Source organism: Salipiger bermudensis HTCC2601, assembly GCF_000153725.1.
Classification (GTDB): Bacteria; Pseudomonadota; Alphaproteobacteria; order Rhodobacterales; family Rhodobacteraceae; genus Salipiger; species Salipiger bermudensis.
Map to the genome: position 1 here is coordinate 620,875 of NZ_DS022276.1, position 25,429 is coordinate 646,303.

At 67.5% G+C, this 25,429-nt stretch carries 23 protein-coding genes and 1 pseudogene; 13 read left to right on the forward strand and 11 right to left on the reverse strand.

What is annotated here, in order from left to right; all coding sequences use genetic code 11:
* Positions 1 to 98: 98 nt before the first annotated feature.
* Positions 99 to 236: a hypothetical protein gene (locus R2601_RS26750; protein WP_007793308.1), complete on the reverse strand. Its 138-nt coding sequence runs from the start codon at positions 234 to 236 to the stop codon at positions 99 to 101.
* 98 nt (positions 237 to 334) lie between these two features.
* Between R2601_RS26750 and R2601_RS02950 the strand changes: the two genes are divergently transcribed.
* From R2601_RS02950 to ccoS, 5 genes and pseudogenes are all read left to right on the forward strand, one after another.
* Positions 335 to 1,210, forward strand: a complete 876-nt coding sequence (locus R2601_RS02950; RefSeq protein WP_007793310.1) for a LysR substrate-binding domain-containing protein — start codon at positions 335 to 337, stop codon at positions 1,208 to 1,210.
* A 95-nt stretch (positions 1,211 to 1,305) separates the two neighbouring features.
* Entirely contained in the window at positions 1,306 to 2,739 is a 1,434-nt protein-coding gene (ccoG, locus tag R2601_RS02955; RefSeq protein ID WP_007793315.1) for a cytochrome c oxidase accessory protein CcoG, read from the forward strand.
* Positions 2,739 to 3,200, forward strand: coding sequence for a FixH family protein (locus R2601_RS02960; RefSeq protein ID WP_007793317.1), 462 nt, complete (start codon positions 2,739 to 2,741; stop codon positions 3,198 to 3,200). The genes ccoG and R2601_RS02960 overlap by 1 nt, the downstream gene beginning before the upstream one ends.
* 4 nt (positions 3,201 to 3,204) lie before the next feature.
* A pseudogene (locus R2601_RS02965) lies at positions 3,205 to 5,390 on the forward strand (heavy metal translocating P-type ATPase).
* Positions 5,391 to 5,424: 34 nt separating this feature from the next.
* On the forward strand, positions 5,425 to 5,586 hold the full coding sequence (gene ccoS / locus R2601_RS02970) for a cbb3-type cytochrome oxidase assembly protein CcoS (protein ID WP_007793324.1): 162 nt from the start codon (positions 5,425 to 5,427) through the stop codon (positions 5,584 to 5,586).
* Between the two features lie 245 nt (positions 5,587 to 5,831).
* On the opposite strand, the gene R2601_RS02975 is transcribed toward ccoS, so the two are convergent.
* Entirely contained in the window at positions 5,832 to 7,412 is a 1,581-nt protein-coding gene (locus R2601_RS02975) for a GMC family oxidoreductase (protein WP_007793326.1), read from the reverse strand.
* Positions 7,413 to 7,533: 121 nt separating this feature from the next.
* Positions 7,534 to 7,992 (reverse strand): Lrp/AsnC family transcriptional regulator, encoded by a 459-nt coding sequence (locus tag R2601_RS02980; RefSeq protein WP_007793330.1) that lies wholly within the window; start codon positions 7,990 to 7,992, stop codon positions 7,534 to 7,536.
* A gap of 135 nt (positions 7,993 to 8,127) precedes the next feature.
* Between R2601_RS02980 and ald the strand changes: the two genes are divergently transcribed.
* On the forward strand, positions 8,128 to 9,240 hold the full coding sequence (gene ald / locus R2601_RS02985) for an alanine dehydrogenase (RefSeq protein ID WP_007793331.1): 1,113 nt from the start codon (positions 8,128 to 8,130) through the stop codon (positions 9,238 to 9,240).
* Positions 9,241 to 9,317: 77 nt separating this feature from the next.
* Here ald and R2601_RS02990 read toward each other — a convergent pair whose 3' ends face one another.
* The 3 genes from R2601_RS02990 to R2601_RS03000 all read right to left on the reverse strand — a co-directional run bounded on the left by R2601_RS02990 (position 9,318) and on the right by R2601_RS03000 (position 11,572).
* On the reverse strand, positions 9,318 to 10,205 hold the full coding sequence (locus tag R2601_RS02990; protein WP_007793332.1) for a cation diffusion facilitator family transporter: 888 nt from the start codon (positions 10,203 to 10,205) through the stop codon (positions 9,318 to 9,320).
* 122 nt (positions 10,206 to 10,327) lie between these two features.
* Positions 10,328 to 10,750 carry a large conductance mechanosensitive channel protein MscL gene (gene mscL, locus R2601_RS02995; protein ID WP_007793342.1) on the reverse strand — a complete coding sequence of 141 codons (423 nt, stop codon included), beginning with the start codon at positions 10,748 to 10,750 and terminating at the stop codon, positions 10,328 to 10,330.
* Between the two features lie 372 nt (positions 10,751 to 11,122).
* Entirely contained in the window at positions 11,123 to 11,572 is a 450-nt protein-coding gene (locus R2601_RS03000) for a YtoQ family protein (RefSeq protein ID WP_007793345.1), read from the reverse strand.
* Between the two features lie 237 nt (positions 11,573 to 11,809).
* Here R2601_RS03000 and R2601_RS03005 point away from each other — a divergent pair, with 237 nt between their 5' ends.
* From R2601_RS03005 to R2601_RS03030, 6 genes are read left to right on the forward strand one after another with little or no spacing between them, the layout of a single operon-like run.
* On the forward strand, positions 11,810 to 12,856 hold the full coding sequence (locus R2601_RS03005) for a rod shape-determining protein (RefSeq protein WP_040544317.1): 1,047 nt from the start codon (positions 11,810 to 11,812) through the stop codon (positions 12,854 to 12,856).
* A gap of 42 nt (positions 12,857 to 12,898) precedes the next feature.
* Positions 12,899 to 13,807, forward strand: a complete 909-nt coding sequence (mreC, locus tag R2601_RS03010) for a rod shape-determining protein MreC (RefSeq protein ID WP_007793351.1) — start codon at positions 12,899 to 12,901, stop codon at positions 13,805 to 13,807.
* A complete protein-coding gene (locus R2601_RS03015; RefSeq protein ID WP_007793354.1) occupies positions 13,800 to 14,339 on the forward strand; it encodes a hypothetical protein in 540 nt (179 codons plus the stop codon). Before mreC ends, R2601_RS03015 begins: the two co-directional genes overlap by 8 nt.
* Positions 14,336 to 16,255 (forward strand): penicillin-binding protein 2, encoded by a 1,920-nt coding sequence (gene mrdA, locus R2601_RS03020; protein WP_040544319.1) that lies wholly within the window; start codon positions 14,336 to 14,338, stop codon positions 16,253 to 16,255. Before R2601_RS03015 ends, mrdA begins: the two co-directional genes overlap by 4 nt.
* Positions 16,252 to 17,391 carry a rod shape-determining protein RodA gene (gene rodA, locus R2601_RS03025; RefSeq protein ID WP_007793361.1) on the forward strand — a complete coding sequence of 380 codons (1,140 nt, stop codon included), beginning with the start codon at positions 16,252 to 16,254 and terminating at the stop codon, positions 17,389 to 17,391. Before mrdA ends, rodA begins: the two co-directional genes overlap by 4 nt.
* 1 nt (position 17,392) lies before the next feature.
* Complete coding sequence (locus R2601_RS03030; RefSeq protein ID WP_007793363.1) at positions 17,393 to 18,325, forward strand: 2-hydroxyacid dehydrogenase; 933 nt, start codon at positions 17,393 to 17,395, stop codon at positions 18,323 to 18,325.
* A gap of 176 nt (positions 18,326 to 18,501) precedes the next feature.
* On the opposite strand, the gene R2601_RS03035 is transcribed toward R2601_RS03030, so the two are convergent.
* The 5 genes from R2601_RS03035 to ccrA all read right to left on the reverse strand — a co-directional run bounded on the left by R2601_RS03035 (position 18,502) and on the right by ccrA (position 22,865).
* Positions 18,502 to 18,897 carry a PaaI family thioesterase gene (locus tag R2601_RS03035; RefSeq protein ID WP_007793366.1) on the reverse strand — a complete coding sequence of 132 codons (396 nt, stop codon included), beginning with the start codon at positions 18,895 to 18,897 and terminating at the stop codon, positions 18,502 to 18,504.
* On the reverse strand, positions 18,894 to 20,429 hold the full coding sequence (locus R2601_RS03040; protein ID WP_007793369.1) for an ATP-dependent DNA helicase: 1,536 nt from the start codon (positions 20,427 to 20,429) through the stop codon (positions 18,894 to 18,896). Before R2601_RS03040 ends, R2601_RS03035 begins: the two co-directional genes overlap by 4 nt.
* A 60-nt stretch (positions 20,430 to 20,489) precedes the next feature.
* A complete protein-coding gene (locus R2601_RS03045) occupies positions 20,490 to 21,161 on the reverse strand; it encodes a helix-turn-helix transcriptional regulator (RefSeq protein WP_007793371.1) in 672 nt (223 codons plus the stop codon).
* Positions 21,162 to 21,165: 4 nt separating this feature from the next.
* A complete protein-coding gene (locus tag R2601_RS27220; protein ID WP_007793374.1) occupies positions 21,166 to 21,363 on the reverse strand; it encodes a hypothetical protein in 198 nt (65 codons plus the stop codon).
* Between the two features lie 215 nt (positions 21,364 to 21,578).
* The gene (ccrA, locus tag R2601_RS03055) at positions 21,579 to 22,865 is read right to left on the reverse strand and encodes a crotonyl-CoA carboxylase/reductase (RefSeq protein WP_007793377.1); all 1,287 of its coding nucleotides are present in this window, start codon (positions 22,863 to 22,865) and stop codon (positions 21,579 to 21,581) included.
* Positions 22,866 to 23,296: 431 nt separating this feature from the next.
* Here ccrA and R2601_RS03060 point away from each other — a divergent pair, with 431 nt between their 5' ends.
* Positions 23,297 to 25,294: an ethylmalonyl-CoA mutase gene (locus tag R2601_RS03060; protein ID WP_007793380.1), complete on the forward strand. Its 1,998-nt coding sequence runs from the start codon at positions 23,297 to 23,299 to the stop codon at positions 25,292 to 25,294.
* Positions 25,295 to 25,429: the final 135 nt, after the last annotated feature.

Here is a 25,429-nt window from a genome sequence, read left to right on the forward strand (position 1 = left end):
GCAGCACTCGTACGAGGGATACCTGACAGTAAGGGCCCTCCCTCGATGCGATCAAGAGCGGGCCCAGAAATCCTCACTGAACGGTGTATCTTTTTGTGTCACCAGCGGCGCGCTTCCTGGCGGCCATTGGTGCGGCGCAGCCTCTCGGCCTCGTTGCGCTCGCTGACGCTCCAGCGGCGCTTGTCCTGCTCCAGACGGCTGGCAGTCATGAAAGATTTTGCGTAGATCCCGAGCATATCGTTTCTCCTGTTCTGGCGTTTCCTACTCTCATACTTGACGCATTGCTGCGTTTCGGGCGAGTCAGGAAGAATGCACCTATGTAAGCTCACCTGACATGGACTGGTCTGCCCTCCCGCCTCTCTCGGCGCTGCGCGCCTTCGCCGCCTATGCCGATTGCGGTTCGGTCGCCGAGGCGGGCGGCGCGCTCAATGTGAGCCACGCCGCGATCAGCCAGCAGATCCGCAACCTTGAAGCCCACATGGGCGTGCCCCTACTCGACCGGCACGGGCGGCGGATGCGGCTCAGCGCCGAAGGCGAGCGGCTGGCCGAGGCGCTGCTCGAGGGCTTCGGAACCATGCTGCAGACCACCCGGGAGCTGACCGGGCGGGATGCCGACCGTCCGCTCGAGATCTCGGCGACGCCCGGCTTTGCCGCGGTCTGGCTGATGCCGCGCCTGCCGCTGTTCCGCACCCGCCACCCCGAGATCAGCCTGACCATCGACCCCTCCGCCGCGCTTCGCACGCTCGAGCCCGGCGGTCTCGACGTGGCGATCCGCTACGGCAATGGTGACTGGCCGGGGCTCGAGAGCACGCTGCTGGTGCTCTCGCCCATCGTCGTGGTCGCCGCCACCGACCTCGTCGGAGAGTGCGAGATCGCCAGCCCCGCAGACCTGCGCCCGTTCCCGTGGCTGCAGGAGCTTGGCACCAACGAGGCCACCGACTGGTTCGCCGAGCATGGCGTCGAGCAGGACCGCAGCCGCGGCATGACCGGCCTGCCCGGCAACATGATGATCGAGGCCGCGCGGCAGGGTCAGGGCGTGGCGATCACCGCCCGGCTCTTCGTCGAGCCCGACATTCAGGCCGGGCGGCTGCGCCTGCTGTTCGAGGACACCCGCAAGAAGGGCTATTATCTCGTGACCCGTCCCGGGGTCGCCCGCCCGCCACTGCGACACTTCGTATCGTGGCTGCGACGGGAGGCCGTCAAAGCTTAATCGGGGATGTAGATATTGATGCATATCAATGTTTGCGCGACCCACCGGCGCGAAAAGGACCGACAACAGGCAAACCGACACCGGAGCGAATCCCCGTGGCTGAGACCCATCAACCTGCCCCCTCCCTCTACGAGGCGCGCGAGCCGATCTTCCCGCGCCGCGTGAGCGGGACATTCCGCAATCTCAAATGGTGGCTGATGGGGCTGATGCTGGGCATCTACTACATCACCCCGTGGATTCGCTGGGATCGCGGCCCGGAACTGCCCGACCAGGCGGTGCTTCTCGACCTCGCCAACCGTCGCTTCTTCTTCTTTTTCATCGAGATCTGGCCGCACGAGTTCTACTTTGTCGCCGGCCTTCTTGTGATGGCCGGGCTCGGGCTCTTCCTCTTCACCTCGGCGCTGGGACGAGTCTGGTGCGGCTACGCCTGCCCGCAGACCGTCTGGACCGATCTCTTCATCCTGGTCGAGCGCTGGATCGAGGGCGACCGCAACGCCCGCCTGCGCCTGCACCGGCAAAAGAAGATGGACGCCCGCAAGCTGCGCCTGCGGATCACCAAATGGGTGGCGTGGTTCCTGATCGCGCTGGCCACCGGCGGCGCGTGGATCTTCTACTTCACCGACGCCCCGACGCTGATGGTCAATCTCGTGACCGGCAATGCCCATCCGGTGGCCTACACCACCATGCTGGTGCTCACCGCTACCACCTTCGCCTTCGGCGGCTTCGCCCGCGAGCAGATCTGCATCTACGCCTGCCCGTGGCCGCGCATCCAGGCCGCGATGATGGACGAGGACACGCTGACCGTGGGCTACCGCGACTGGCGCGGCGAGCCGCGGGGCAAGCACCGCAAGGGCGCCGGCGCCGAGAACCTCGGCGACTGCATCGACTGCCACGCCTGCGTCAACGTCTGCCCGATGGGGATCGACATCCGCGATGGCCAGCAGCTCGCCTGCATCACCTGCGCGCTCTGCATCGATGCCTGCGACGACGTGATGGAGAAGATCGGCAAGCCGCGGGGCCTGATCGACTACCTCGCCCTCTCCGACGAGACCCGCGAGCGCGCCGGCGAGACGCCGCGACCGGTGTGGAAGCACGTCTTCCGCCCCCGGGTGATCCTCTATACCGCGCTCTGGTCGCTGGTCGGCGTCGGACTGCTGGTGGCGCTGGTGCTGCGCCCCGATGTCGAGATGACCGTCGCCCCGGTGCGCAACCCGACCTTCGTGGTGCTCTCGGACGGCTCGATCCGCAACACCTACGACGTGCGCCTGCGCAACAAGCATGGCGAGGAACGGCCCTACGCGCTGTCGATCGCCGACAATGACGGGCTTGCCATCACGCTCGAGGGCGAGGACGATCTTATCGTCGATGTGCCCGCCAACGAGACCTACCTGCAGCGCGTCTACGTGACCGCCCCGAGCGGCAGCCCGGAGGCGCAGGCCGAGCGCACCGGCTTCGAGCTGCGGCTCGAGGACACCACCACCGGCCACAGCGCCACCAAGGACACCGTGTTCAACGGACGGGACAACTGATGACCAAGGATTTCAAACTCACCGGCTGGCACGTTCTGGCCATCTTCGTCGGCGCCTTCGGGGTGATCATCGCGGTCAACCTGGCGCTGGCCTTCAACGCGGTGAACACCTTCCCCGGCCTGCAGGTGAAGAACTCCTACGTCGCCAGCCAGACCTTCGACGACCGACGCGCGGCGCAGGAGGCGCTCGGCTGGACGGTCGAGACCAGCCACGAGGACGGCCTCCTCGCCCTCGCCATTACCGATGAAAAGGGCTACCCGGTGCGCCCAGCCGGCTTCTCGGCCAAGGTCGGCCGCACCACCACGGTGCGCGACGACCGCGAGCCCGCGTTCCGCTTCGATGGCCGCGCCTACGTGGCCGAAGATGCGCTGGCGCCGGGCTACTGGAACATCTGGCTGACCGCAGAGGCCCATGACGGCACCCTCTTCGAGCAGCGCCTGGAACTCTACGTCAAGGAATGACGCGATGACCGCAGCAATGCGCCCGCAGGTCTCGGCCTGCCCCGCCTGCTCCGCCGCTCCCGCCGCCGAGGCCCTCGCCGAAGCGCAGCTGCCTGATGACAGCCACGTGGTGTTGTCGCTGCCGACCATCCATTGCGCCAACTGCATCCGCGGCGTGGAGGCCGCGCTCGCCGCTGCCCCGGGCGTGCGCAGCGCCCGCGTCAACCTCACCATGAAGCGCGTGGCGATCGAGGCCGATGCCGGGCTCAGTGCCGAGGACCTGATACCGGTGGTCACCGCCGCCGGCTACGAGGCCCACGAGCTCGACACCGGCGCGCTCTCGGCCACCCAGACCGACAAGGCTGGTCGCGACCTCTTGATGCGGCTCGCGGTGGCGGGCTTCGCCATGATGAACGTCATGCTGCTGTCGATCTCGGTCTGTCCGGCGCCGAAGGCCCGACCCGCGACATGTTCCATTGGGTCTCGGCGGCGATCACCCTGCCGACCATCGCCTTCTCGGGGCAGATCTTCTTCCGCAACGCCTGGAGCGCGCTCCGCGCCGGCCGGCTCAACATGGACGTGCCAATCTCGCTCGCGATCCTGCTGGCGGTGGTGACCTCGCTCTGGGAGACCTCGCTCTCGGGCGAGCACGCCTATTTCGACGCCGCCATCGCGCTGACCTTCTTCCTGCTGACGGGGCGCTATCTCGACCATCGCACCCGCTCCATCGCGCGCTCCGCCGCCGAGGAGCTGGCGGCGCTCGAGGTGCCGCGCGCCTGGCGCCTGACCGACGATGGCGAGGAGCAGGTCTCGGTCGCCGATCTGCGCATCGGTGATCTGCTGCGGGTGCGCCCCGGCGGGCGCATGCCGGTCGATGGCGAGATCGCGGAGGGCCAGTCCGAGCTCGACCGCTCTCTGCTCACCGGCGAGACGGTGCCGGTCTACGCGGCGCCGGGCACGCTGGTCAGCGCCGGCGAAGTCAACCTCACCGGCCCGCTGCTGGTGCGCGCCAGCGCCGTGGGCCGCGAAACCTCGCTGCATCGCATGGCGGATCTGGTGGCGGTGGCCGAGTCGGGCCGCGCCAACTACACGCCGCTGGCCGACAAGGCCGCCAAGCTCTACGCGCCGGGCGTGCACATCCTCTCGGCCCTCGCCTTCGTCGGCTGGTATCTCTACACGCAGGATTTCCGCGTCGCGCTCAACATCGCGGCGGCGGTGCTGATCATCACCTGCCCCTGCGCCCTCGGCCTCGCGGTGCCCGCAGTGACCACCGCCGCGTCGGGGCGGCTGTTCAGGAAGGGCCTTCTGATCAAGGACGCCACTGCGCTCGAGCGCCTGTCCGAGATCGACACGGTGGTGTTCGACAAGACCGGCACGCTCACCGCCGGTGCGCCCGAGGTCACCAATGTCGAGGATTTCACCCGCGCCGATCTCGAGATCGCGCTGGCGCTGGCCGAGGGCTCGTCCCACCCGCTCTCGGTCGCGCTGACGACCGCCCTGCGCGCCAGGGGTCTCGCCCCCGCCCCGGTGACCGGGATCACCGAGGTGCCGGGCCACGGCACACAAGGCCTCTGGCAGGGCCGCCGCGTGCGGCTCGGCCGCGCCGCCTGGGTCGGCGGCGGCAGTTCGGACCTCACCGCCACCTGGCTCGCCGTGGGAGACGGCCCGGCGCAGGTCTTCACCTTCGCCGACAGCCTGCGCGACGGCGCCGAGGAAACCGTGAGCGCGCTCATCAAGGCCGGCAAGCGGGTGATCCTGATCTCCGGCGACAGTACCGCCGCGGTCGAGGCGCTGGCGCGCCGGCTGGGCATCCCGCAATGGATCGCCGAAGCACTGCCGCAGGACAAGGCCGCCCGCATCAAGGCGCTCACCGATGAAGGCGCGCGCGTGCTGATGGTGGGCGACGGGCTCAACGACACCGCGGCGCTCGCCGGCGCGCATGTGTCGATCTCGCCGGCCACGGCGCTCGACGCCGCCCGCGTCGCCTCCGACATCGTGCTGCTCGGCAACTCGCTCGCCCCGCTGCCCGAGGCGCTGACCCTGTCGAAGAAAGCCACCCGCCGCATCCGCGAGAACTTTGCCATCGCCACGTGGTACAACGTCATCGCCGTGCCGCTGGCCATCGCCGGGCTGTGCTCGCCGCTGATCGCGGCGCTTGCGATGTCCGCCTCGTCGATTACCGTGTCGCTGAACGCGCTGCGCCTGCGCTGACCAAGCCGCAAGCCCCCAAGCCCAAGGACCCGCCATGAACATCCTGCTCTACCTGATCCCGATCTCGCTCTTCCTCGGCGGCATGGGGCTGCTGTTCTTCGTCATCACAGTGCGCACCAAGCAGTATGACGACCCCGAGGGCAACGCCGCCCGCATCCTCTCGGGCCAATACGACGACAAGCCCAAGCAGGACTGACCCCCCTCACGCTGCCCCCCGCCCCCTGCTCCTTTTCTACGTCGGAAAATACTCCCGCCGGAGGCATCCCGCACCCGCCAGACACGCCAGGGCAGGGCTCCCTCCGAACAACGCCCCCAAAGGCGGGCATTCCCGGTCACCGGCCGCCCCGGCGCCACGCCCCGCTCTTCTCTACGTCGCAAATACTCCCGCCGGAGGCGTCCCGGGCCTGCCACCGGCCCAACGGCCCGGCACGTGCGCCCCGGTCACCCACGCAGGATCATTTCCGCCGCCTTTTCGGCGATCATGATCGTGGGCGCGTTGGTGTTGCCGCTGGTGATGGTCGGCATGACGCTGGCATCGACCACCCGCAGCCCGTCGAGCCCCTTCATCCGGCATTCCGCATCGAGCGGCGCCGCCTCGTCCAGCCCCATGCGCACCGTGCCCACCGGGTGGAAGATCGTCGTGCCCACGTCGCCGGCGGCTTGCGCCACCTCCGCGTCCGTCTGGTGATCCGCCCCGGGCTTGACCTCTTCGGGGGCGTATTTCGCCATTGCCCCTTGCGTCATGATGCGGCGCGACAGGCGGATGCTGTCCACCGCGACGCGGCGGTCGCCCTCGGTCGAGAGGTAATTCGGCGCGATCACCGGCGCATCCTTGGGATCGTTCGAGGCCAACCGGATCGTGCCGCGGCTCTCGGGGCGGAGGTTGCAGACACTGGCGGTGATCGCCGGGTAGCTGTGCAGCGGCTGGCCGAAGGCGTCGAGCGACAGCGGTTGCACGTGGAACTCCACGTCCGGCGTGGCGAGCCCTTCGCGGGACTTGGCGAAGGCGCCGAGCTGCGAGGGCGCCATCGACATCGGTCCGGAGCGCCGTGCCACGTATTCCAGCCCGATCGCCAGCTTGCCCATGAGCGAATTGGCCATCTGGTTGAGGGTCTTGGCCCCGGTGAGGCGCCACGAACAGCGCAGCTGCAGGTGGTCCTGCAGGTTGCCACCCACCCCCGGCGCGTCATGCCGCACCTCTATGCCGTGCGCGCGCAGCTCCTCTGCCGGGCCGATGCCGGAGAGCTGCAGCAGCTGCGGCGAGTTCACCGCACCGGCCGAGAGGATCACGTCGCCGCCGCAGCGCGCCTCGCGCGGCTGGCCGCCCTGTTCGTAGGCCACGCCCACGACCTTGCTGCCCTCGAAGATCAGCCCGGTGACATGGGCATGGGTCTCGACCCGAAGGTTCTCGCTGTCGGTGGTGCGCAGGAAGGCCTTGGCAGTGTTCATCCGCCAGCCGTTGCGCTGGTTCACCCTGAAATAGCCCACGCCCTCGTTGTTGCCGGTGTTGAAATCGGTGACCTTGGGCAGCCCGGCCTCGTGCGCCGCCTCCATCCAGTCGTCGAGCACCGGCCAGTGCAGGCGCTGGTTCTCGACCCGCCATTCGCCGCCCGCGCCGTGCATCTCGCTCTCGCCCTCGACGAAGTCCTCGCTCTTCCTGAAATAGGGCAGCACATCGTCCCAGCCCCAGCCGGTCAGGCCCATCTGGCGCCAGCCATCGTAATCCGCCGCCTGTCCGCGCAGGTAGAGCATGCCGTTGATCGACGAGCAGCCACCCAGCACCTTGCCGCGCGGGTAAAGCAGCGAGCGGCCGTTCAGCCCGTCATCTGGCGCGGTGCGGTAGCACCAGTCGGTGCGCGGATTGTCGATGCAGTAGAGGTAGCCCATCGGGATGTGGATCCAGTGATAGGTATCGCGCCCGCCCGCCTCGAGCAGCAGCACCCGGCGCCCCGCCTCGGCCAGCCGCTTGGCCAGAACACAGCCCGCGCTGCCCGCTCCGATGATGACGTGATCCCAAGACATGCTGCCCTCCCCCGGCATGCGTACCGGCCATTCAATTGTCTGACATTTGATATGTCAGACAATTGAGCCCCGCGCAACTGCTTGCGCGGAAGGACCAGCATGTTCGCGCAACCGCGAGGCGTCAGACCGGCAGGGCGGTGGTCTTGAAGACGGTGCGCAGCGCGAAGCTCGACTGCATCTGCGCCACGCCGGGCAGACGGGTCAGGTGCTGTCGGTGGATTCGGGCGAAATCCTCGGTATCCTCGGCCACGACCTTGAGGATGTAATCGGCGCTGCCCGCCATCAGGTGGCATTCGAGCACATCGGGAATGCGCGAGACCGCCTTCTCGAACGCCTCGAGCACCTCGTCGGCCTGCGCACTGAGGGTAATCTCGACGAAGACCGTGGTCGGCATGCCCATCCTGCGCGCGTCGAGCAGCGCCACGTAGCCGCGGATGATGCCCTCGCTCTCGAGCCGCTGCACCCGGCGGTGGCAGGCCGAGGCCGAAAGATGCACCTGCTCGGAGAGCTCGGCATTCGACATGCGCCCCTGCTTTTGCAGCACGCGCAGGATGCGATGGTCGATATCGTCGAGGTCCATGGCAGGTTCTTTCACGAGACGGCGGAATCTTCGAAGGTTCTGCGAAGAACCCGGGCTGCAAAGCACCAAATCCGGCGGGAAATTGCAAGCCACGGCTGTCACGCTGATCCCAGAGAACTTAGGGAGGACTCAGCCATGAAACTCGGATGCCCCAGAGAGGTCAAAGCGCAGGAATACCGCGTCGGCCTGACGCCCAACGCCGCGCGCGAAGCGGTGTCGCAGGGCCACGAGGTGCTGATCCAGAGCGGCGCCGGGCTCGGCGCCGGCTTCGAGGATGACGACTACGTCGCCGCGGGCGCCACGATCGTCGATACCGCGCGGGAGGTCTTTGACGCGACCGAGATGATCGTCAAGGTCAAGGAACCGCAGCCGGCCGAGCGCGCCATGCTGCGCGAGGGGCAGCTGCTCTTCACTTATCTCCACCTCGCGCCCGACCCGGCCCAGACCGACGACCTGCTGGCCTCGGGGGCCACCTGCATGGCTTACGAGACCGTGACCGACGACCGTGGCGGTCTGCCGCTGCTGGCGCCGATGTCCGAGGTCGCCGGGCGACTGGCGCCGCAGATGGGGGCGTGGTCGCTGCAGAAGGCCAATGGCGGGCGCGGCGTGCTGATGGGCGGCGTGCCCGGCGTGGGCCCGGCCAACGTCGTGGTGGTGGGCGGCGGCAATGTCGGCACCCACGCGGCCCGCATCGCCGCCGGCATGGGCGCCAATGTCACCGTGCTCGACCGCTCGCTGCCGCGGCTGCGCTATCTCGATGACGTGTTCGGCACCACCTTCCGCAACCGCTACTCGACCGAGGGCGCACTGGTCGAGGTCTTGCCGGAGGCCGACATGGTGATCGGCGCGGTGCTGATCCCCGGCGCCGCCGCGCCCAAGCTGATCAGCCGCGAGATGCTGGGGCTGATGAAGCCCGGCGCGGTGCTGGTGGACGTGGCCATCGACCAGGGCGGCTGCTTCGAGACCTCGCGGGCGACAACCCATGACGATCCGGTCTACGAGGTCGACGGCATCCAGCATTACTGCGTCGCCAACATGCCCGGCGCGGTGCCGCGCACCTCGACCATCGCGCTTGGCAACGCCACCCTGCCCTTCGTGATGGCGCTGGCGAACAAGGGCTGGCGGAAGGCCTGTGCCGAGGACCGTCACCTGCTTGCGGGTCTGAACGTGCACGCGGGCCAGCTCACCAACGCGCCGGTGGCCGAGGCGCTGGGGCGCGCCTTCGTGGCGCCGGAGAGCGTTCTCTGAGGAGGCGTTACGCCGGCGCCTGACGGGCGCCGGCACGCGCTGACCATCTGACTTTGAGAAACGGGCGTGCCCGGAGCTCAGAGCACCACGATGCCGCTGTGCTTGGCCTTGTGTTCGGGCTCGACGTGGATCGTCACCCGGCTGCCCTCGAAGCTGGCATGCAGCGCGTGCTCGAGTCGGTCGCAGATGTCATGCGCCGCGTCCACCGTCATCTCGCCCGGCACCACGAGGTGGAACTCCACGAAGAGCGCACTGCCGGCGCGGCGCGAGCGCAGGTCATGCGCCTCGACCGCGCCCTCGGCATTGGCCGAGATCAGCGCCCGCATCTGCTCGAGCTCCCCTTCCGGCGCAGCCTCGTCCATGAGCCCGCCGACCGAATGGCGCATCACCTGCCAGCCGGCCCAGAGGATGTTGACCGCCACCAGCGCCGCCAGCGCCGGGTCGAGCCAACTCCAGCCTGTCAGCACCGCCGCGACGATGCCGATGGTGACGCCCACCGAGGTGAACACATCCGTGAGCAGATGCTTGCCGTCGGCCTCGAGCGCCGGAGAGTAGAGCCGCCGCCCGGCACGGATCAGCACGAAGGACCAGACCGCGTTGATCACGCTGGCCACGAGGTTGATGCCGAGCCCGAGCCACGGATCATCGATGATGCGCGGCGCCTGCCAGGCGCCCCACGCCTCGCGTAGGATCAGGATCGCCGCGACGATGATCAGCACGCCCTCGAGCACGGCGCTGAAATATTCCGCCTTGTGGTGCCCGAACGGGTGATCCGCGTCCGCCGGCTGCGCCGCGATGCGCAGCGCCACCAATGCGGTCAGTGCCGTCGCCACGTTGACGATGCTTTCGAGCGCGTCCGACAGCAGAGCCACCGAGCCGGTGAGCCACCAGGCCAGCGTCTTGATGGCAAGGACCACGAGGCCCACGACGACGCTGCCGCAGGCGATTTTGATGGCTCGGCTCATGGCACCCTCTTCGCTGATCCGGGTCTGTTAGCGAAGCGACACGCACCGCGCAACCGGTCGCAGCGGGAGGCCGGGCTGCACGGGGCGAAAGGCTTGCGGGCGCCCGAGGACGCCCACGCGGCTCACTTCTTCAGCGCGTCGCGGATCTCGATCAGGATGTCGAGCTGCGACGGCCCGGTCGGCACCTCGGGGGCGACCTCGTCGGGCTTCTCGGCGGCGGCCTTCACCCGGTTCACCATCTTGACCAGCATGAAGACCACGAAGGCGATGATGAAGAAGTTGATCACCGCCATGATGAACTTGCCGACCGCGAAGACCGGCGCGCCGGCCTCGGTCGCCGCGTCGAGCGAGGCATACTCGTTGCCGTCGAGCGCGTAGAACCAGCCGGTGAAATCGATCCCGCCAGTGAACAGCGCGATGATCGGGTTGAGGATGTCGCCCACCAGCGACTGCACGATGGCGGTGAAGGCGGCCCCGATGATGATGCCCACCGCCATGTCCATAACATTGCCCTTAGCGATGAAATCCTTGAATTCGTTGATCACGGTCACGTTCCTTGTGATGACTGACACTGATGACACCCGGCTCTGCTGCATCGCGGCACAACCCACGCGCGATCCTGCCACGGCTGGCGTGGCGCGTGAAGCGGCAAGGTCCGGAGCCTTGCCCCCGCGGTGCACATTCGGCACGGTGCGGCCTGCCTCCGGCGGGAGTATTTTTCGACGTAGAGAAGAACAGGGACGCGCCCGAACCATGCCTGCCGAGAGGTGCGCGGCGAGCGATGCGGCCTTGCCCGACGGGGCGCGGACGGCAACGGCTGCGCTGCCTCCGGCCGGCGTATCCGGCGACGTCGAGAAGATGCGGGCGCGCCTGCCCGGCCGGTCGTGGCAAGGGCGGGCGCGCTGTCGGCGTCGGGCTCAGGCCGGCAGGGTGCCGGTCAGCACGTAGCGCAGGATCTCGACCACCTCGCCCGGCTCGCGGGCCACCGCGAGGGCGGCGGCGTCGACCTCCTTGAGGGCGTGGTCATGCTCGGCCGGCTGCAGGATGATCAGCGACTTGCCGAGCGCGGCGGCGTAGCCGGCATCGAAAGCGGCGTTCCACTGCTTGTACTTGTCGCCGAAGCGCACCACGACCACGTCGGCATCGGCGATGCCCTTGCGGGTGCGGATGGCGTTGACCTGCGCGCCCTTGCGGTCGTGCCAGAACTTGCTGTCCTCGGCGCCGAGGATCGCCACGCCGCAGTCGTCGCTGGCGGCGTGATCGGTCACCGGCGCCGAGAAGGTCACGTCGAGCCCCTGCGCGCCCTCGATGATCTGCTCGCGCCAGTCGGTGTGGATCTCTCCGGAAAGATAGACGGTCAGTCCCATGCCTGTCCCCTTGCTTGCGTTCCCCCGAGCTATGCCAGCCCGGGCGCCGCGCAACAAGGCCGCGAGGCGGTCTCCCGGAACTGCACAGCGCCTGCACGCGGGCCAAAAATTGCGGCGGTTTCACGCTGATTTGCGCGAGCCAGCCCCTTTCGCCATCGTCCGAGCGGTCCTATAAGGGCTTCGGCTTGGGCTCGGGAAGAGTCGCGGGCCCATCCTATCATTGGGGCAGGACGTTATATGTTTGGACTGGACAGACTCATGGGCGCCTTCTCGGCGGACATGGCAATCGACCTCGGGACCGCAAACACGCTGGTCTACGTCAAGGGACGCGGGGTCGTGCTGTCCGAGCCTTCAGTCGTCGCCTACCACATCAAGGACGGCGTCAAGAAGGTGCTCGCGGTGGGTGAAGATGCCAAGCTGATGCTTGGCCGGACCCCCGGCTCGATCGAGGCCATCCGGCCGATGCGCGAAGGCGTGATCGCCGATTTCGACACCGCCGAGGAGATGATCAAGCACTTCATCCGCAAGGTGCACAAGCGCTCGACCTTCTCGAAGCCGAAGATCATCGTCTGCGTGCCGCACGGTGCCACCCCGGTCGAGAAGCGCGCCATCCGCCAGTCGGTGCTGAGCGCCGGCGCCCGCAAGGCCGGGCTGATCGCCGAGCCCATCGCCGCGGCCATCGGGGCCGGCATGCCGATCACCGATCCCACAGGCTCGATGGTGGTCGATATCGGTGGCGGCACCACCGAGGTGGCGGTGCTGTCGCTGGGCGACATCGTCTATGCGCGCTCGGTGCGCGTGGGCGGCGACCGCATGGACGAAGCCATCGTCAACTACCTGCGCCGCCAGCAGAACCTGCTCGTGGGCGAATCCACTGCCGAGCGCATCAAGACCTCGATCGGCACTGCCCGCATGCCCGATGACGGGCGCGGCTCGTCGATGCAGATCCGCGGCCGCGACCTGCTGAACGGTGTGCCGAAGGAAACCGAGATCAGCCAGGCGCAGGTGGCAGAGGCTCTGTCTGAACCGGTGCAGGCGATCTGCGAGGCGGTGATGACCGCGCTCGAAGCAACCCCGCCGGATCTCGCCGCCGACATCGTCGACCGTGGCGTGATGCTCACCGGAGGCGGCGCGCTGCTGGGCGAGCTCGACCTAGCGCTGCGCGAGCAGACCGGGCTGGCGGTGTCGATCGCCGACGAGAGCCTGAACTGCGTGGCGCTCGGCACCGGCAAGGCGCTGGAATACGAAAAGCAGCTGCGGCACGCCATCGACTACGATTCGTGACGGCCCTTCGCGGAGCCGCCCGCCGACGCTAAGATGAGTTGAATGGCGAAGCATGGGACCAATTCCGAGGACTATGCCGGTCCGCTGAAGCGCCTGCTTCTGGCGGTCCTGCTGTTGTGCCTCGTCGGCCTGTTCATCTTCTGGCGCATCGACAGCCCGCGGGCCGAACGTTTCCGGGCGCAGATCGTCGACACGGTGATGCCGGGCTTCGACTGGGCCATGGCGCCGGTCACCGGCGCGGTGCGCATCCTGCGCGACTTCCAGAGCTACCAGCGCATCTACGACCAGAACCAGGAGCTGCGCCGCGAGCTGCGCCGCATGACCGCCTGGAAGGAGGCCGCGCTGCAGCTCGAGCAGGAGAACGCCCGGCTGCGCGACCTCAACAACGTGCGGCTCGACCCGCGGCTGACCTACATCACCGGCGTGGTGCTGGCCGATAGCGGCTCGCCGTTCCGTCAGTCGGTGCTGATCAACGTCGGCTCGCGCGACGGCATCGTCGACGGCTGGGCCACCATGGACGGCATCGGCCTCGTGGGACGGATCTCGGGCGTCGGGGCCAACACCAGCCGGGTGATCCTGCTCACCGATGCCACCAGCCGCATCCCGGCGATCATCCAGCCCTCGGGGCAGCGGGCGCTGATCACCGGCGACAACTCCGCCGCGCCGCCGATCGACTTCCTCGAGGATCCCGACCAGGTGCGCCCCGGCGACCGGATCGTCACCAGCGGCGATGGCGAGGTCTTTCCGCCGGGGCTGCTGATCGGACAGGTGGCCGAGGATCCCGGCGGCCGCCTGCGGGTGCGCCTTGCCGCTGATTACGAACGGCTCGAGTTCCTGCGCGTGCTGCGCGACCACGGTGCGCGCCGGGTCGGCTCGCCCTCGGCGCTGATCCTGCCGGCGACGCCGCCGGCCATCGAGATGCCGCCCGCCCCGGTGCCCGGCGATGGCTGAGGCCCGCCCTGCCCGCATCTGGGTCATGCGCGCGGCCTTCATCGGGATCGCGCTCCTGGTGATGTTCTATCGCCTGCTGCCGCTCGACATGATGCCGCCGCGCTTTGCCGGGCCCGACGTCCTTGTCGCGCTGTGCTTTGCCTGGGCGCTGCGCCGGCCTGACTACGTTCCGGCGCTGTCGATTGCCGGCGTCATGCTGCTGGCCGATATCCTGTTCCAGCGCCCGCCCGGGCTCTGGGCCGCGCTGATGCTGCTGGCGGTCGAGTTCCTCAAGTCGCGCGACCGCCGCGACCGCGAGACCACCTTCCTGATGGAGTGGCTCCGGGTCGCGATCGTGCTGCTGGCGATCACGATCGCGTACCGTCTCGTGCTTGCCCTCTTGATCGTGCCGACCGGAACCGCTTTCCTGACCCTGATGCGATACGCCACCACCATCGCGGCCTACCCGCTCGTGGTGATCCTGTCGCAAGGTCTGCTCGGGGTGCGCCGGATGGCGCCGGGCGACTTCGATCATGCCGGGAGGAGCCTGTGAGACGCACACCACGGGACAGCGCCGAAAGCAGCCGCCGGATGACCCGGCGCGGCCTTCTGCTGGGCGGCGCCCAGATCGCCTTTGCCGGGGTGCTGGGGTTGCGGATGCGGCACATGCAGGTCGACCAGGCCGCCGAATTCCGCCTGATGGCGGAAGAGAACCGCATCAACATCCACCTCATCCCCCCCTCGCGCGGCCGAATTTTCGACCGCGAGGGCCGGCTCATCGCCGAGAACGAGCAGACCTACCGCATCACCATGCGGCGCGAGGATGCCGGCGATGTCGAAGACGTCATCGGGCGGCTGTCGGCGCTGGTCGACCTGCGGCCCGAGGATGTGACCCGCGCGCTCGAGGAGATGCGCACCTCGCCGCCCTTCCTGCAGGTCACCGTGGCCGACCGGGTCAGCTGGGAGGCGATCAGCCGTGTCGCGGTCAACGCCCCCGCCCTGCCCGGCGTCTATCCAGAGGTCGGCCTCAGCCGGTTCTACCCGCAGCACGAGACATTCGCCCATGTGGTGGGCTATGTCGGCCCGGTCTCCGAGCGCGACCTCGCCCGCTACGAGGACCCCGAGCCGGTGCTGCGCATCCCGCGCTTCCAGATCGGCAAGGTCGGTGTCGAGGCCAAGTTCGAGGAACAGCTGCGCGGCTCCGCCGGCGCCAAGCGCGTCGAGGTCAACGCCGTGGGCCGCGTCATGCGCGAGCTCGACCGCCGCGAGGGCGAGGCCGGCGCCGACCTGCAGCTGACCCTAGACAGCGAGCTGCAGGACTACATCAAGGCAAGGCTCGGCGAGGAGAGCGCCTCGGCGGTGGTGGTCGATCTCGAGCATGGCGACGTGCTCGCCATTGCCTCCTCGCCGTCCTACGATCCCAACAAGTTCGTGCGCGGAATCTCGGTCGGCGACTACGGCGTACTGCGCGAGAACAACCACCGCCCGCTGGCCTCGAAGACCGTGCAAGACGCCTATCCGCCGGGTTCGACCTTCAAGATCGTCACCGCGCTGGCGGCGCTCGAAGCCGGGCTGATCCGTCCGGACGAGACCGTCTATTGCCCGGGCCACATGGAGATCGGCTCGCGCCGGTTCCACTGCTGGAAGCGCGCCGGCCACGGCCACGTGAACCTCGAACAGAGCCTGCGCGACAGCTGCGACGTCTACTATTACGATCTCGCGCTCAAGGTCGGCATCGACCGCATCGCAGAGATGGGCCGCAAGCTCGGCCTTGGCACTGCCCCCGACGTGCCGATGTCGGCGGTCACCGCCGGCCTGATGCCCGACCGCGACTGGAAGCGCCGCGAGCGAGGGGCCGAATGGCGCATCGGCGACACGGTGAACGCCTCGATCGGCCAGGGCTACGTGCTGACTTCGCCGCTGCAGCAGGCCATCATGGTGGCGCGCGTGGCCACCGGGCGCTCGGTCGAGCCGCGCCTCGTGCGCAGCGTCGGCGGCCTGCAGACGCCGTCTCGCGGCGGCACGCCGCTCGATATCGACGAAGCTCACCTCAAATTGATCCGCAAGGCGATGTTCGTGGTCTCCAACAGCCGCCGGGGCACCGCCTACCGCTCGCGCATCATCGCCGAGGACATGCGGCTCGCCGGCAAGACCGGCACCAGCCAGGTGCTCAACCGCGTGGTGCGCAACCAGGATGTGCCCTGGGAAGAGCGCGACCACGCGCTCTTCGTGAACTTTGCCCCCTATGATGCCCCCCGCATCGCCGTCTCGATCGTCGTCGAGCATGGCGGCGGCGGCTCCTCCACGGCGGCCCCCATCGCGCGCGACATCACGCTTCAGGCACTCTACAAGGGCACGCCGCCGCTCGAGGCCTACCCGGCCGGCGACCGCGAGCGTATCAAGGCCCAGCAGGAGCGGCTCGAAGCCGAGCGCGCCAAGCGCGCCGCCGAGGCGGGGCGCCGGGCATGAGCTATCTTGAATATACCGTCAAGACGGTGCCCTCGGGCTGGCGCAAGGTCCTCTACCTGAACTGGCCGCTGATCATCCTGCTCACCGCGGTGGCCTGTGTCGGCTTCCTGATGCTCTACTCGGTCGCCGGCGGCGCACTGCAGCCCTGGGCCGAGCCGCAGATGGAGCGCTTCGGCCTCGGGCTCGCGGCGATGTTCATCACCGCGATGGTGCCGATCTGGCTCTGGCGCAATCTCTCCGCACTGATCTACCTCGTGGCGCTGGCGCTGCTCGTCGCGGTGGAACTGTTCGGCGCCGTGGGCATGGGGGCCCAGCGCTGGATCGATCTTGGATTCATGCGGCTGCAGCCTTCCGAGCTGATGAAGATCGCCCTCGTGATGGCACTCGCCGCCTATTACGACTGGTTGCCGATGAAGCGGGTGTCGCGGCCGATCTGGGTGATCGCGCCGCTGATCCTGATCCTCGCGCCGACCTTCCTGACCCTGACCCAGCCCGACCTCGGCACCGCCATCCTGCTGATGACCGCCGGCGGGCTGATGATGTTCCTCGCGGGCGTGCACTGGGCCTATTTCGCCGTGGTGATCGCTGCCGCGGGGGGCGGCATCTACACGGTATTCCTGTCGCGCGGGACGCCCTGGCAGTTGCTGAAGGACTACCAGTTCCGCCGCATCGACACCTTCCTAGATCCCTCCACCGACCCGCTCGGCGCCGGCTACCATATCACCCAGGCCAAGATCGCCATGGGCTCGGGCGGCTGGACCGGGCGCGGCTTCATGCAAGGTACTCAGTCGCGGCTCAACTTCCTGCCCGAGAAGCACACCGACTTCATCTTCAACACGCTGGCCGAGGAGTTCGGCTTCGTCGGCGGCTTTTCCCTGCTCGTGCTTTACGTCCTGGTCCTGTTGTTCTGCATCGTCGCGGCGCTGCAGAACCGCGACCGCTATTCCTCGCTGCTGATCCTCGGGATCGGCCTGACCTTCTTCCTGTTCTTCGCCGTCAACATGTCGATGGTCATGGGCCTCGCCCCGGTGGTCGGCGTGCCGTTGCCGCTGGTGAGCTACGGCGGCTCGGCGATGCTGGTCCTGATGATCGCGTTCGGACTGGTGCAGAGCGCCCACATCCACAGGCCCCGCTGACATGACCAACATCCTCTTCGCCGCCGGCCCCGACCTCTGGGCCGAATACGAGGCGCCGTTGCGCACCGCCCTCGACGCCACCGGGCTCGACTACCAGCTCGCCTACGAGGCCGACCCCGAGAGCGTCGACTACGTGGTCTACGCGCCCGGATCCTGGTTGCAGGACTTCACCCCCTATACACGGCTCAAGGCGGTGCTGAACCTCTGGGCCGGGGTCGAGAAGATCACCGGCAACCCGACGCTGACCGTCCCTCTGGCCCGCATGGTCGACGAAGAGGGGCTGACGCAGGGCATGGTGGAATACGTCACCGGGCATGTGCTGCGCCATCACCTCGGTATGGATGCCTACATCGCCAATCCCGAGCAGGCGTGGCGCCCGGTCGTGCCGCCGCTGGCCGGCGAGCGTCCGGTCGGCATCCTCGGGCTCGGCACGCTGGGCTTGGCCTGCGCCGAGGCGCTGAGTGCCTTGGGCTTCCCGGTCACCGGCTGGTCGCGCAGCCCCAAGACCGTTGCCGGCATCACCACGCTGCACGGATCCGATGGGCTCTCCGAAGCCCTCGAGAACGCCGAGATCCTCGTGCTGCTGTTGCCGGACACGCCGGCCACCCGCGACCTGCTCGACACCGAGAGGCTCGCGCAACTGCCTCGCGGTGCGGTCATCGTGAACCCGGGCCGAGGCCCGCTGATCGTGGACGATGCGCTGATCGCCGCCCTCGACAGCGGCCAGATCGCCCACGCCACACTCGACGTCTTCCGTACCGAGCCCTTGCCGGCAGAACATCCGTTCTGGGCCCATCCGAAGGTCACCGTCACCCCGCACATTGCCTCCGAGACCCGGGTGCCCAGCGCCTCCCGCGTCATCGCGGAGAACATCAGGCGCGGCGAGGCGGGCGAACCGCTTCTGCATCTCGTGGACCGCGCAGCCGGCTACTGAGCCCCGCCGCGCACCCGGCCGCAGGGGCCGGCCAGCCTCCGGCGGGGATATTTAAAGCCAGAAGAGACAGGGGCGCTGCGCCCTTCCCTTCTCTGGTTTCAAATACCTCGGGGGTGAATTGGCGCTTGCGCAAGAGGGGGCAGCGCCCCCTTTAGCCCGTGCCGCAGCCGCGACGCTCAGCTCGTGCGTTGCCGGAACACGCCGGTGCCTTTTGCGACCAGCGCGCCGGTGTCATCGCGAAGAACCGCTTCGGCGAAGAAGGTGCTGCGCCCTCCCCCGGTGCGAAACCCCTCGCAGATCAGACGCGTGCCGACGGGTCGACCGATATACTGCACGTTCAGCGACAGGGTCAGGGCGGTCTTGCGGATCTCCGCGTCACCGGTCCAGCACCCGCAGATGCCCATGGCGCTGTCGAGCAGGGTCGCGTGCACGCCGCCATGCGGGATGCCACCGCGATTGCCCAGCACCTCGGTGATCGGCATCTCGTAGCGGGCGTAGTCCTCGCGCCACTCCACCAGTTCGTAGCCGAGGTGACGGGCGAAGTTCGAGGGCGTGTCGAGACCGTCGCTCATAGCAGATCGCCTTCCTGTGCTTCTAGTTCCAGTGCCACGGCCGGCGCCTTGAGGTCATCGGTCCGCAGAAGCCCCGAGGGCCGCGACAGGCGGTTGCGCACCACCCAGTGCAGCCGCTCGGAGGCGCGGGTGATCGCCACGTAGGCCAGCCGTTTCCACAGCGGCTGACCGGCCTCGACCCGCCCCATGCGCGCCGCCACGAAAAGGTCGGGCGCGAAGACCTGCACCTGCTCCCATTGCGAGCCCTGCGCCTTGTGAATCGTCACCGCGGCGCCATGCAGGAAGGTCGCCCCCATGCGCGCCGCGAAGGGGATGAAGGGCTCTTCCTCGTCGGGCTTCTCGATCTTCACGATCGAGGCCGCGGAGACCTGCGGGTCGGGCGCGCCCATCACGTGCAGCCGCGAGAAGCCGGGCTTGCGCCCCGGCCCGAGATAGATCACCTGCGCGCCCTTGATCAGGCCGCGCGCCTCGAGGTCGAGCCGCTTCTTGCGGTGCTTGAGCGGCAGCTCGAGCCCGTCGCAGATCAGCGGCTCGCCGGGCAGCAGCTCGGTCTCGGGCGCGTCGTGCACCGCGCGAAAGGCATTGATCAGCCGGATGCGCGTGGCGTTGCGCCAGACCAGCACCGGCGAGCGGGCCATCAGGTCGACCTCGACGCGCTGGCTCCAGACAACGCGGTCGTCCTGCCGCGCCTTCTCCTTGATCATACGCTCGAAATCCTGGAACTCGAGCGAGGGATCCGCCAGCGCATGGGCGAGGTCGAGGATCGGGTTGTCGGCCTCCTGCCGGTGGATGCGGTGCAGCTCGAGCTTCTGTTCGTCGGGCACGCCGTCGAACACCATCTTACCCGACTGGTTGACCGGCGCGAGCTGCGCGGGATCGCCGAACAGCACGAGGTTGGGGAAGATCTCCTGCAGGTCCTCGAACTGGCGGTCGTCGAGCATCGAGGCCTCGTCGACGAAGCCAATGTCGAGCGGCTCCTCGCGGCGCTTCCAGCCGGTGATGAAATCGCTGCCCCGCAGACCGGCGGCGGCGAGCGCTGCGGGCACCGACTTGTGCGCCTCGTAGGAAGTCCGGGCGCGTTCCAGTGCCTCGGGGCTCAGATCCTCGATCTCGGGCTGCTCGACATTGCCCATCAGCCATTCGGCGATGCGCTCGTATTCGGGATCGTAGACCGGCGTATAGATGATGCGGTGGATGGTCGTCGCCGGCACCCCGCGCATGCGCAGCACGCTGGCCGCCTTGTTGGTCGGGGCCAGCACCGCGAAGCTGCGCTTGTCCCCCTTGCGGCGGCTCTCGTAATCACCCGAGACGATCTCGGCCCCGGCGCTGTCCAGCGCCTTGCAGAGCTCCGAAAGCAGCAGCGTCTTGCCCGAGCCCGCCTTGCCCATCAGCGCCATGACCCGCCCCGGCCCCTCCTTGGCGGGAACCACGGAGCCGTCGTCGAGATCGACGCCAGCCTCGCGCAGCATCTCTGCCACGCGGTCCCAGGCCTCGGCCTGGTCTTCGGAGAATGTCAGTGCGGGCAGATCCATGGCGCGGACCCTAAAGCCGCGCGCAGGCGAGGGCCAGAGCCCATCGCGCGCGGCGGGCGCCTAGAGCGCGATCAGCCCACAGCTCATCGCGCGGGCCACGGCGTGGGTGGTGTTGAGCGCCCCGAGCTTGAAGCGCGCGCCTTCGATATAGACCCGCACCGTGTGCTCGGAGATGTTGAGCTCGGCGGCGACCTGCGCCCGGCTGAGACCGCTGGCGAGCAGGCGCATGGCGTCGAGCTCGCGCGGGGACAGCGCCACCGGGGCCTGGCTGGCCGGCCCCGGCATCAGCTCGAGCGCCTTGGCGTTGATGCCATGCGCCGCGAGGATCAGCTCTGCCCGCCATTGCGCGATGAAGCTGGACCAGAGCGCATCCTCGCAGCCGTGGTTGACGGTGAAGAGCGCAAACTGTCCGTTCGGCCCGCGGATCGGGACGGTAAAGCCCTGATTGCCGAGGCCGTGCCGCAGTGCATCCTTGAGAAAGGCCCGGGCCGCTTTCGAGGACCAGTCGAGCGCCTTCCAGTCGACCGGATGGAAGCGTTGGAAACAGCCCTGGATCACCGGATCGACCCGCAGGTAGCCCTGCGCCACGTAGCGCGCGAGCCAGTCGGGCGTATAGGTGCCGCACCCGTACTGCGCCCCCTGCGCCCCAATCCAATGATAGACGAGGTGATCGACCCCCAGGCAATCCCTCATCTGTTCGGTGATGTGCTGGAGATCCTCCAGCCGCTGCACATTCTCAAGCGGGGCGATAAACCCTCCCGCTGCCGGTACCCTGTCCACTCGTCCCAATACCACGCTCCCCAGCAGACGACGCCAGTTCGACCTCTGCCACGGCCTGCGCGTCTGCGAGCTGCTCTGCCAGAGCCTCGAGCGCGTTGGCGCGTGCATATCCCCTGAGATCGGTCAGCACGTCGATGATCCATTCATGTCGCATGGAGAGCGTCTCCCGCACCAAGTTAACAAAAGGTAAACGTCAGCGTAGCAGCTGCACAATTCCCGATAAATTCACGCAAATCCCCTCCCCCGAAACGGTGGGGGCGCGCGCCGCAAACCGCTGATCCAACGCGGCCTTCCGCCCGGACACGGCAACGCCCGCGAACCGGATCACGATTCGCGGGCGTTTCTAGCAGGGTCAGCCTGAAGGAGCGGTTAACCGCGGGCCTCCAGCGCCTCCTCGAAGGTGCGCAGCCCGGTCTTGGGCGCCTGCACCAGAACCGACATGTTGCCGGGCTTGTGCTGGTTGCGCAGCATCTTCATGTGGGCGTCGGGGATCTCGTCCCAGCCGAACACCTCGGACATGCAGGGATCGAGGCGGCGCTCGACCATCAGGCGGTTGGCCGAGGCGGCCTGCTTGAGATGGGCAAAGTGCGACCCCTGCAGGCGCTTCTGGTGCATCCACATGTAACGCACGTCGAAGGTGCAGTTGAAACCGGTGGTGCCGGCGCAGATCACCACCATGCCGCCCTTTTTGCAGACCAGCGTCGAGACCGGGAAGGTCGCCTCACCCGGGTGCTCGAAGACCATGTCCACGTTCACGCCCTTGCCGGTGATATCCCAGATCGCCTTGCCGAACTTGCGGGCCTCTTTCATCCAGTCATTATATTCCGGCGTGTTGACCGTGGGCAGCTGGCCCCAGCACTTGAAGTCCTTCCGGTTGATCACGCCCTTGGCGCCGAGGCCGAGCACGAAGTCGCGCTTGTCCTCTTCCGAGATCACCGCGATGGCGTTGGCGCCGGCCGTGTTGATCAGCTGGATCGCATATGAGCCGAGGCCGCCCGAGGCGCCCCAGACCAGCACGTTCTGGCCGGGCTTGAGCTCGTGCGGGTGGTGACCAAAGAGCATCCGGTAGGCGGTTGCCAGCGTCAGCGTGTAGCAGGCGCTCTCTTCCCAAGTCAGGTGCTTGGGGCGCGGCATCAGCTGCTGGGCCTGCACGCGGGCGAACTGGGCGAAGGAGCCGTCGCCGGTCTCGTAGCCCCAGATCCGCTGCGTCGGCGAGAACATCGGGTCGCCGCCGTTGCACTCCTCGTCGTCGCCATCGTCCTGGTTGCAGTGGATCACGACCTCGTCGCCGACTTTCCACTGCTTGACCTTGTCACCAACCGCCCAGACGATGCCCGAGGCGTCGGAGCCGGCGATGTGATACTCCTGCTTGTGCACGTCGAAGGGCGAGATCGGCACCCCGAGCCCGGCCCAGACGCCGTTGTAGTTGACGCCCGCCGCCATGACGAGAACCAGCACCTCGTGGCTGTCGACCTGCCAGGTATCGACCACTTCCTTCTGGAACGACTTGTCCGGCTCGCCATGACGCTCGCGGCGGATCGCCCAAGCATACATCTTCTTCGGCACGTAACCGAGAGGCGGCATCTCGCCGATCTCGTAGAGGTCTTTTTCCGGCGCATCGTAGGGCGCGATCCCGGTTTGCGTATCCAGAGCCATCGGGGCCTCCTTCCTCAAGTAATCCGTTGCGATCGTGTCGATCTTGTCTGGCCTTGTCCTCCGGCCCCGCGCCGCAGTGCAGAATCGCGGGGCTTCGATCTAGGGAGATACATTTGGCCACGCAACAATGCAACAACAACCAAGGTGTATTTTGTAACTTTATGACCGAGCAGCCGCAGAAACTTGGATCGCTGCGACCAATGTCGAAGCCAAAGGCGCGGCCGAACCGCCGGCGATGCGCCCAGAATAGCGCTGAATCGGGGAATCCTTGGTAGAATTCGTGCCTGCCACCGGGTTCACCTGACGCTGCGTCGCAAAACTGCCCGAGAACGCCGCAGCGCGGCGAATTGACGAGACATTTTATTTCGCATACCAAGTCCCGAACGCAACAAGCTTGCAAACACGATTCTGATCTGCCCACGGAGACCGACATGACGGACGTTCAGAAAGACAGCCCCCAAAGCGCCCCCGCGTCCAAGGCCGACCGGCCCTGGCTGATCCGCACCTATGCCGGCCATTCCACCGCGAAAGCGTCGAACGCGCTCTACCGCAGCAACCTCGCGCGCGGTCAGACCGGGCTTTCGGTGGCGTTCGACCTGCCCACCCAGACCGGCTATGACAGCGACCACATCCTGTCGCGCGGCGAGGTCGGCAAGGTCGGCGTGCCGGTCTGCCACCTTGGCGATATGCGCACCCTGTTCGAAGAGATCCCGCTCGAGCAGATGAACACCTCGATGACGATCAATGCCACAGCACCCTGGCTGCTCTCGCTCTATATCGCGGTGGCCGAGGAACAAGGCGCCGATGTCTCGAAGCTCCAGGGCACCGTTCAGAACGACCTGATCAAGGAGTACCTCAGCCGCGGCACCTATATCTGCCCGCCGAAACCGTCGCTGAAGATGATCGGCGACGTGGCCGAGTACTGCTATACCAACGTGCCGAAATGGAACCCGATGAACGTGTGTTCCTATCACCTGCAGGAGGCCGGGGCGACGCCCGAGCAGGAGCTGGCCTTTGCGCTTGCCACCGCCATCGCGGTGCTCGACGAGCTGAAACCGCGGGTCGCGCCCGAGGATTTCCCGGCGCTCTGCGGGCGGATCTCGTTCTTCGTGAATGCCGGCATCCGCTTCGTCACCGAGATGTGCAAGATGCGCGCCTTCGTCGATCTCTGGGACGAGATCCTCGAGACACGCTACGGCGTGGAAGACCCCAAGTTCCGCCGCTTCCGCTATGGCGTGCAGGTCAACTCGCTCGGGCTGACCGAGCAGCAGCCCGAGAACAACGTCTACCGCATCCTGATCGAGATGCTCGCCGTGACGCTCTCCAAGAAGGCCCGCGCCCGCGCGGTGCAGCTGCCGGCCTGGAACGAGGCACTTGGCCTGCCGCGCCCGTGGGACCAGCAATGGTCGATGCGGATGCAGCAGATCCTCGCCTACGAGACCGACCTGCTGGAATTCGAGGATCTCTTCGACGGCAACCCGGCGGTCGACGCCAAGGTCGAGGCGCTGAAGGACGGCGCCCGCGCCGAGCTTGGCAATATCGACAGCATGGGCGGCGCGATCGGCGCGATCGACTACATGAAGTCGCGGCTGGTCGACTCCAACGCCGAGCGCCTGAACCGCATCGAGCGCAACGAGACCACCGTCGTCGGCGTCAACAAGTGGACCGAGGGCGAGCCCTCGCCGCTGGTCGGCGAGGATGGCGGCATCATGGTGGTCGACCCGGCGGTCGAGCAGGAGCAGATTGCCCGCCTGAACGCGTGGCGCGCCGAGCGCGACGAGGCCGCGGTAAGCGCCGCGCTGGCCGAGTTGCGTGCGGCGGCGGCCGAAGGGCGCAATGTCATGGCCGCCTCGATCAAGGCCGCCAAGGCCGGCGTCACCACCGGCGAATGGGCCCAGCAGATGCGCAGCGTTCACGGCGAATATCGCGGCCCCACCGGGGTGTCGCGCGCGGTCAGCAACAAGACCGAGGGGCTCGACGATATCCGCGACGCGGTCGATGCGGTCAGCGACCGGCTTGGCCGCCGGCTGCGTTTCCTCGTCGGCAAGCCCGGGCTCGACGGCCATTCCAACGGCGCCGAGCAGATCGCCTTCCGCGCCCGCGATTGCGGCATGGAGATCGACTACGAGGGTATCCGCCTGACACCGGAACAGATCGTCGAGGCGGCCAGGACCGGTGCCCACGTGGTCGGCCTGTCGATCCTGTCGGGCAGCCACATTCCGCTGGTCGAGGACCTGATGGAGCGGATGCAGGCCGAGGGGCTTTCGGATGTGCCGGTCATCGTTGGCGGGATTATTCCCGACGAGGATGCAAAGCGCCTCAAAGCGATGGGCGTGGCAAAAGTCTACACGCCAAAAGACTTCAATCTGAACACCATCATGATGGATATCGTGACACTGGTCGATCCCCAGGCAGTCGCCGCGCAATAAAGCACTGCGCCCCCAATAATGGAGGAATTGTGAAGCCGCTCCCGGAAAAGGTGAGCGGCTTTATGCCTTTATGCAAACTTTCGCTCATCTGACACAGAATGTCCTCTTGAGTTTACCCGTTAAAAAGAAAAATAC

Excerpts from the sequence above, each read along its gene's own strand:
- ccrA (WP_007793377.1), bottom strand. The coding sequence starts at position 22,865 with ATGGCTCTGGATACGCAAACCGGGATCGCGCCCTACGATGCGCCGGAA.
- R2601_RS03035 (WP_007793366.1), bottom strand. The coding sequence starts at position 18,897 with ATGAGCGACGGTCTCGACACGCCCTCGAACTTCGCCCGTCACCTCGGC.
- R2601_RS03060 (WP_007793380.1), top strand. The coding sequence starts at position 23,297 with ATGACGGACGTTCAGAAAGACAGCCCCCAAAGCGCCCCCGCGTCCAAG.
- R2601_RS02950 (WP_007793310.1), top strand. The coding sequence starts at position 335 with ATGGACTGGTCTGCCCTCCCGCCTCTCTCGGCGCTGCGCGCCTTCGCC.
- R2601_RS02990 (WP_007793332.1), bottom strand. The coding sequence starts at position 10,205 with ATGAGCCGAGCCATCAAAATCGCCTGCGGCAGCGTCGTCGTGGGCCTC.
- R2601_RS26750 (WP_007793308.1), bottom strand. The coding sequence starts at position 236 with ATGCTCGGGATCTACGCAAAATCTTTCATGACTGCCAGCCGTCTGGAG.
- R2601_RS02975 (WP_007793326.1), bottom strand. The coding sequence starts at position 7,412 with ATGTCTTGGGATCACGTCATCATCGGAGCGGGCAGCGCGGGCTGTGTT.
- R2601_RS02960 (WP_007793317.1), top strand. The coding sequence starts at position 2,739 with ATGACCAAGGATTTCAAACTCACCGGCTGGCACGTTCTGGCCATCTTC.
- ald (WP_007793331.1), top strand. The coding sequence starts at position 8,128 with ATGAAACTCGGATGCCCCAGAGAGGTCAAAGCGCAGGAATACCGCGTC.
- rodA (WP_007793361.1), top strand. The coding sequence starts at position 16,252 with ATGAGCTATCTTGAATATACCGTCAAGACGGTGCCCTCGGGCTGGCGC.
- R2601_RS03030 (WP_007793363.1), top strand. The coding sequence starts at position 17,393 with ATGACCAACATCCTCTTCGCCGCCGGCCCCGACCTCTGGGCCGAATAC.
- R2601_RS03040 (WP_007793369.1), bottom strand. The coding sequence starts at position 20,429 with ATGGATCTGCCCGCACTGACATTCTCCGAAGACCAGGCCGAGGCCTGG.
- R2601_RS02980 (WP_007793330.1), bottom strand. The coding sequence starts at position 7,992 with ATGGACCTCGACGATATCGACCATCGCATCCTGCGCGTGCTGCAAAAG.
- R2601_RS27220 (WP_007793374.1), bottom strand. The coding sequence starts at position 21,363 with ATGCGACATGAATGGATCATCGACGTGCTGACCGATCTCAGGGGATAT.
- R2601_RS03000 (WP_007793345.1), bottom strand. The coding sequence starts at position 11,572 with ATGGGACTGACCGTCTATCTTTCCGGAGAGATCCACACCGACTGGCGC.
- ccoS (WP_007793324.1), top strand. The coding sequence starts at position 5,425 with ATGAACATCCTGCTCTACCTGATCCCGATCTCGCTCTTCCTCGGCGGC.
- mreC (WP_007793351.1), top strand. The coding sequence starts at position 12,899 with ATGGCGAAGCATGGGACCAATTCCGAGGACTATGCCGGTCCGCTGAAG.
- R2601_RS03015 (WP_007793354.1), top strand. The coding sequence starts at position 13,800 with ATGGCTGAGGCCCGCCCTGCCCGCATCTGGGTCATGCGCGCGGCCTTC.
- R2601_RS03005 (WP_040544317.1), top strand. The coding sequence starts at position 11,810 with ATGTTTGGACTGGACAGACTCATGGGCGCCTTCTCGGCGGACATGGCA.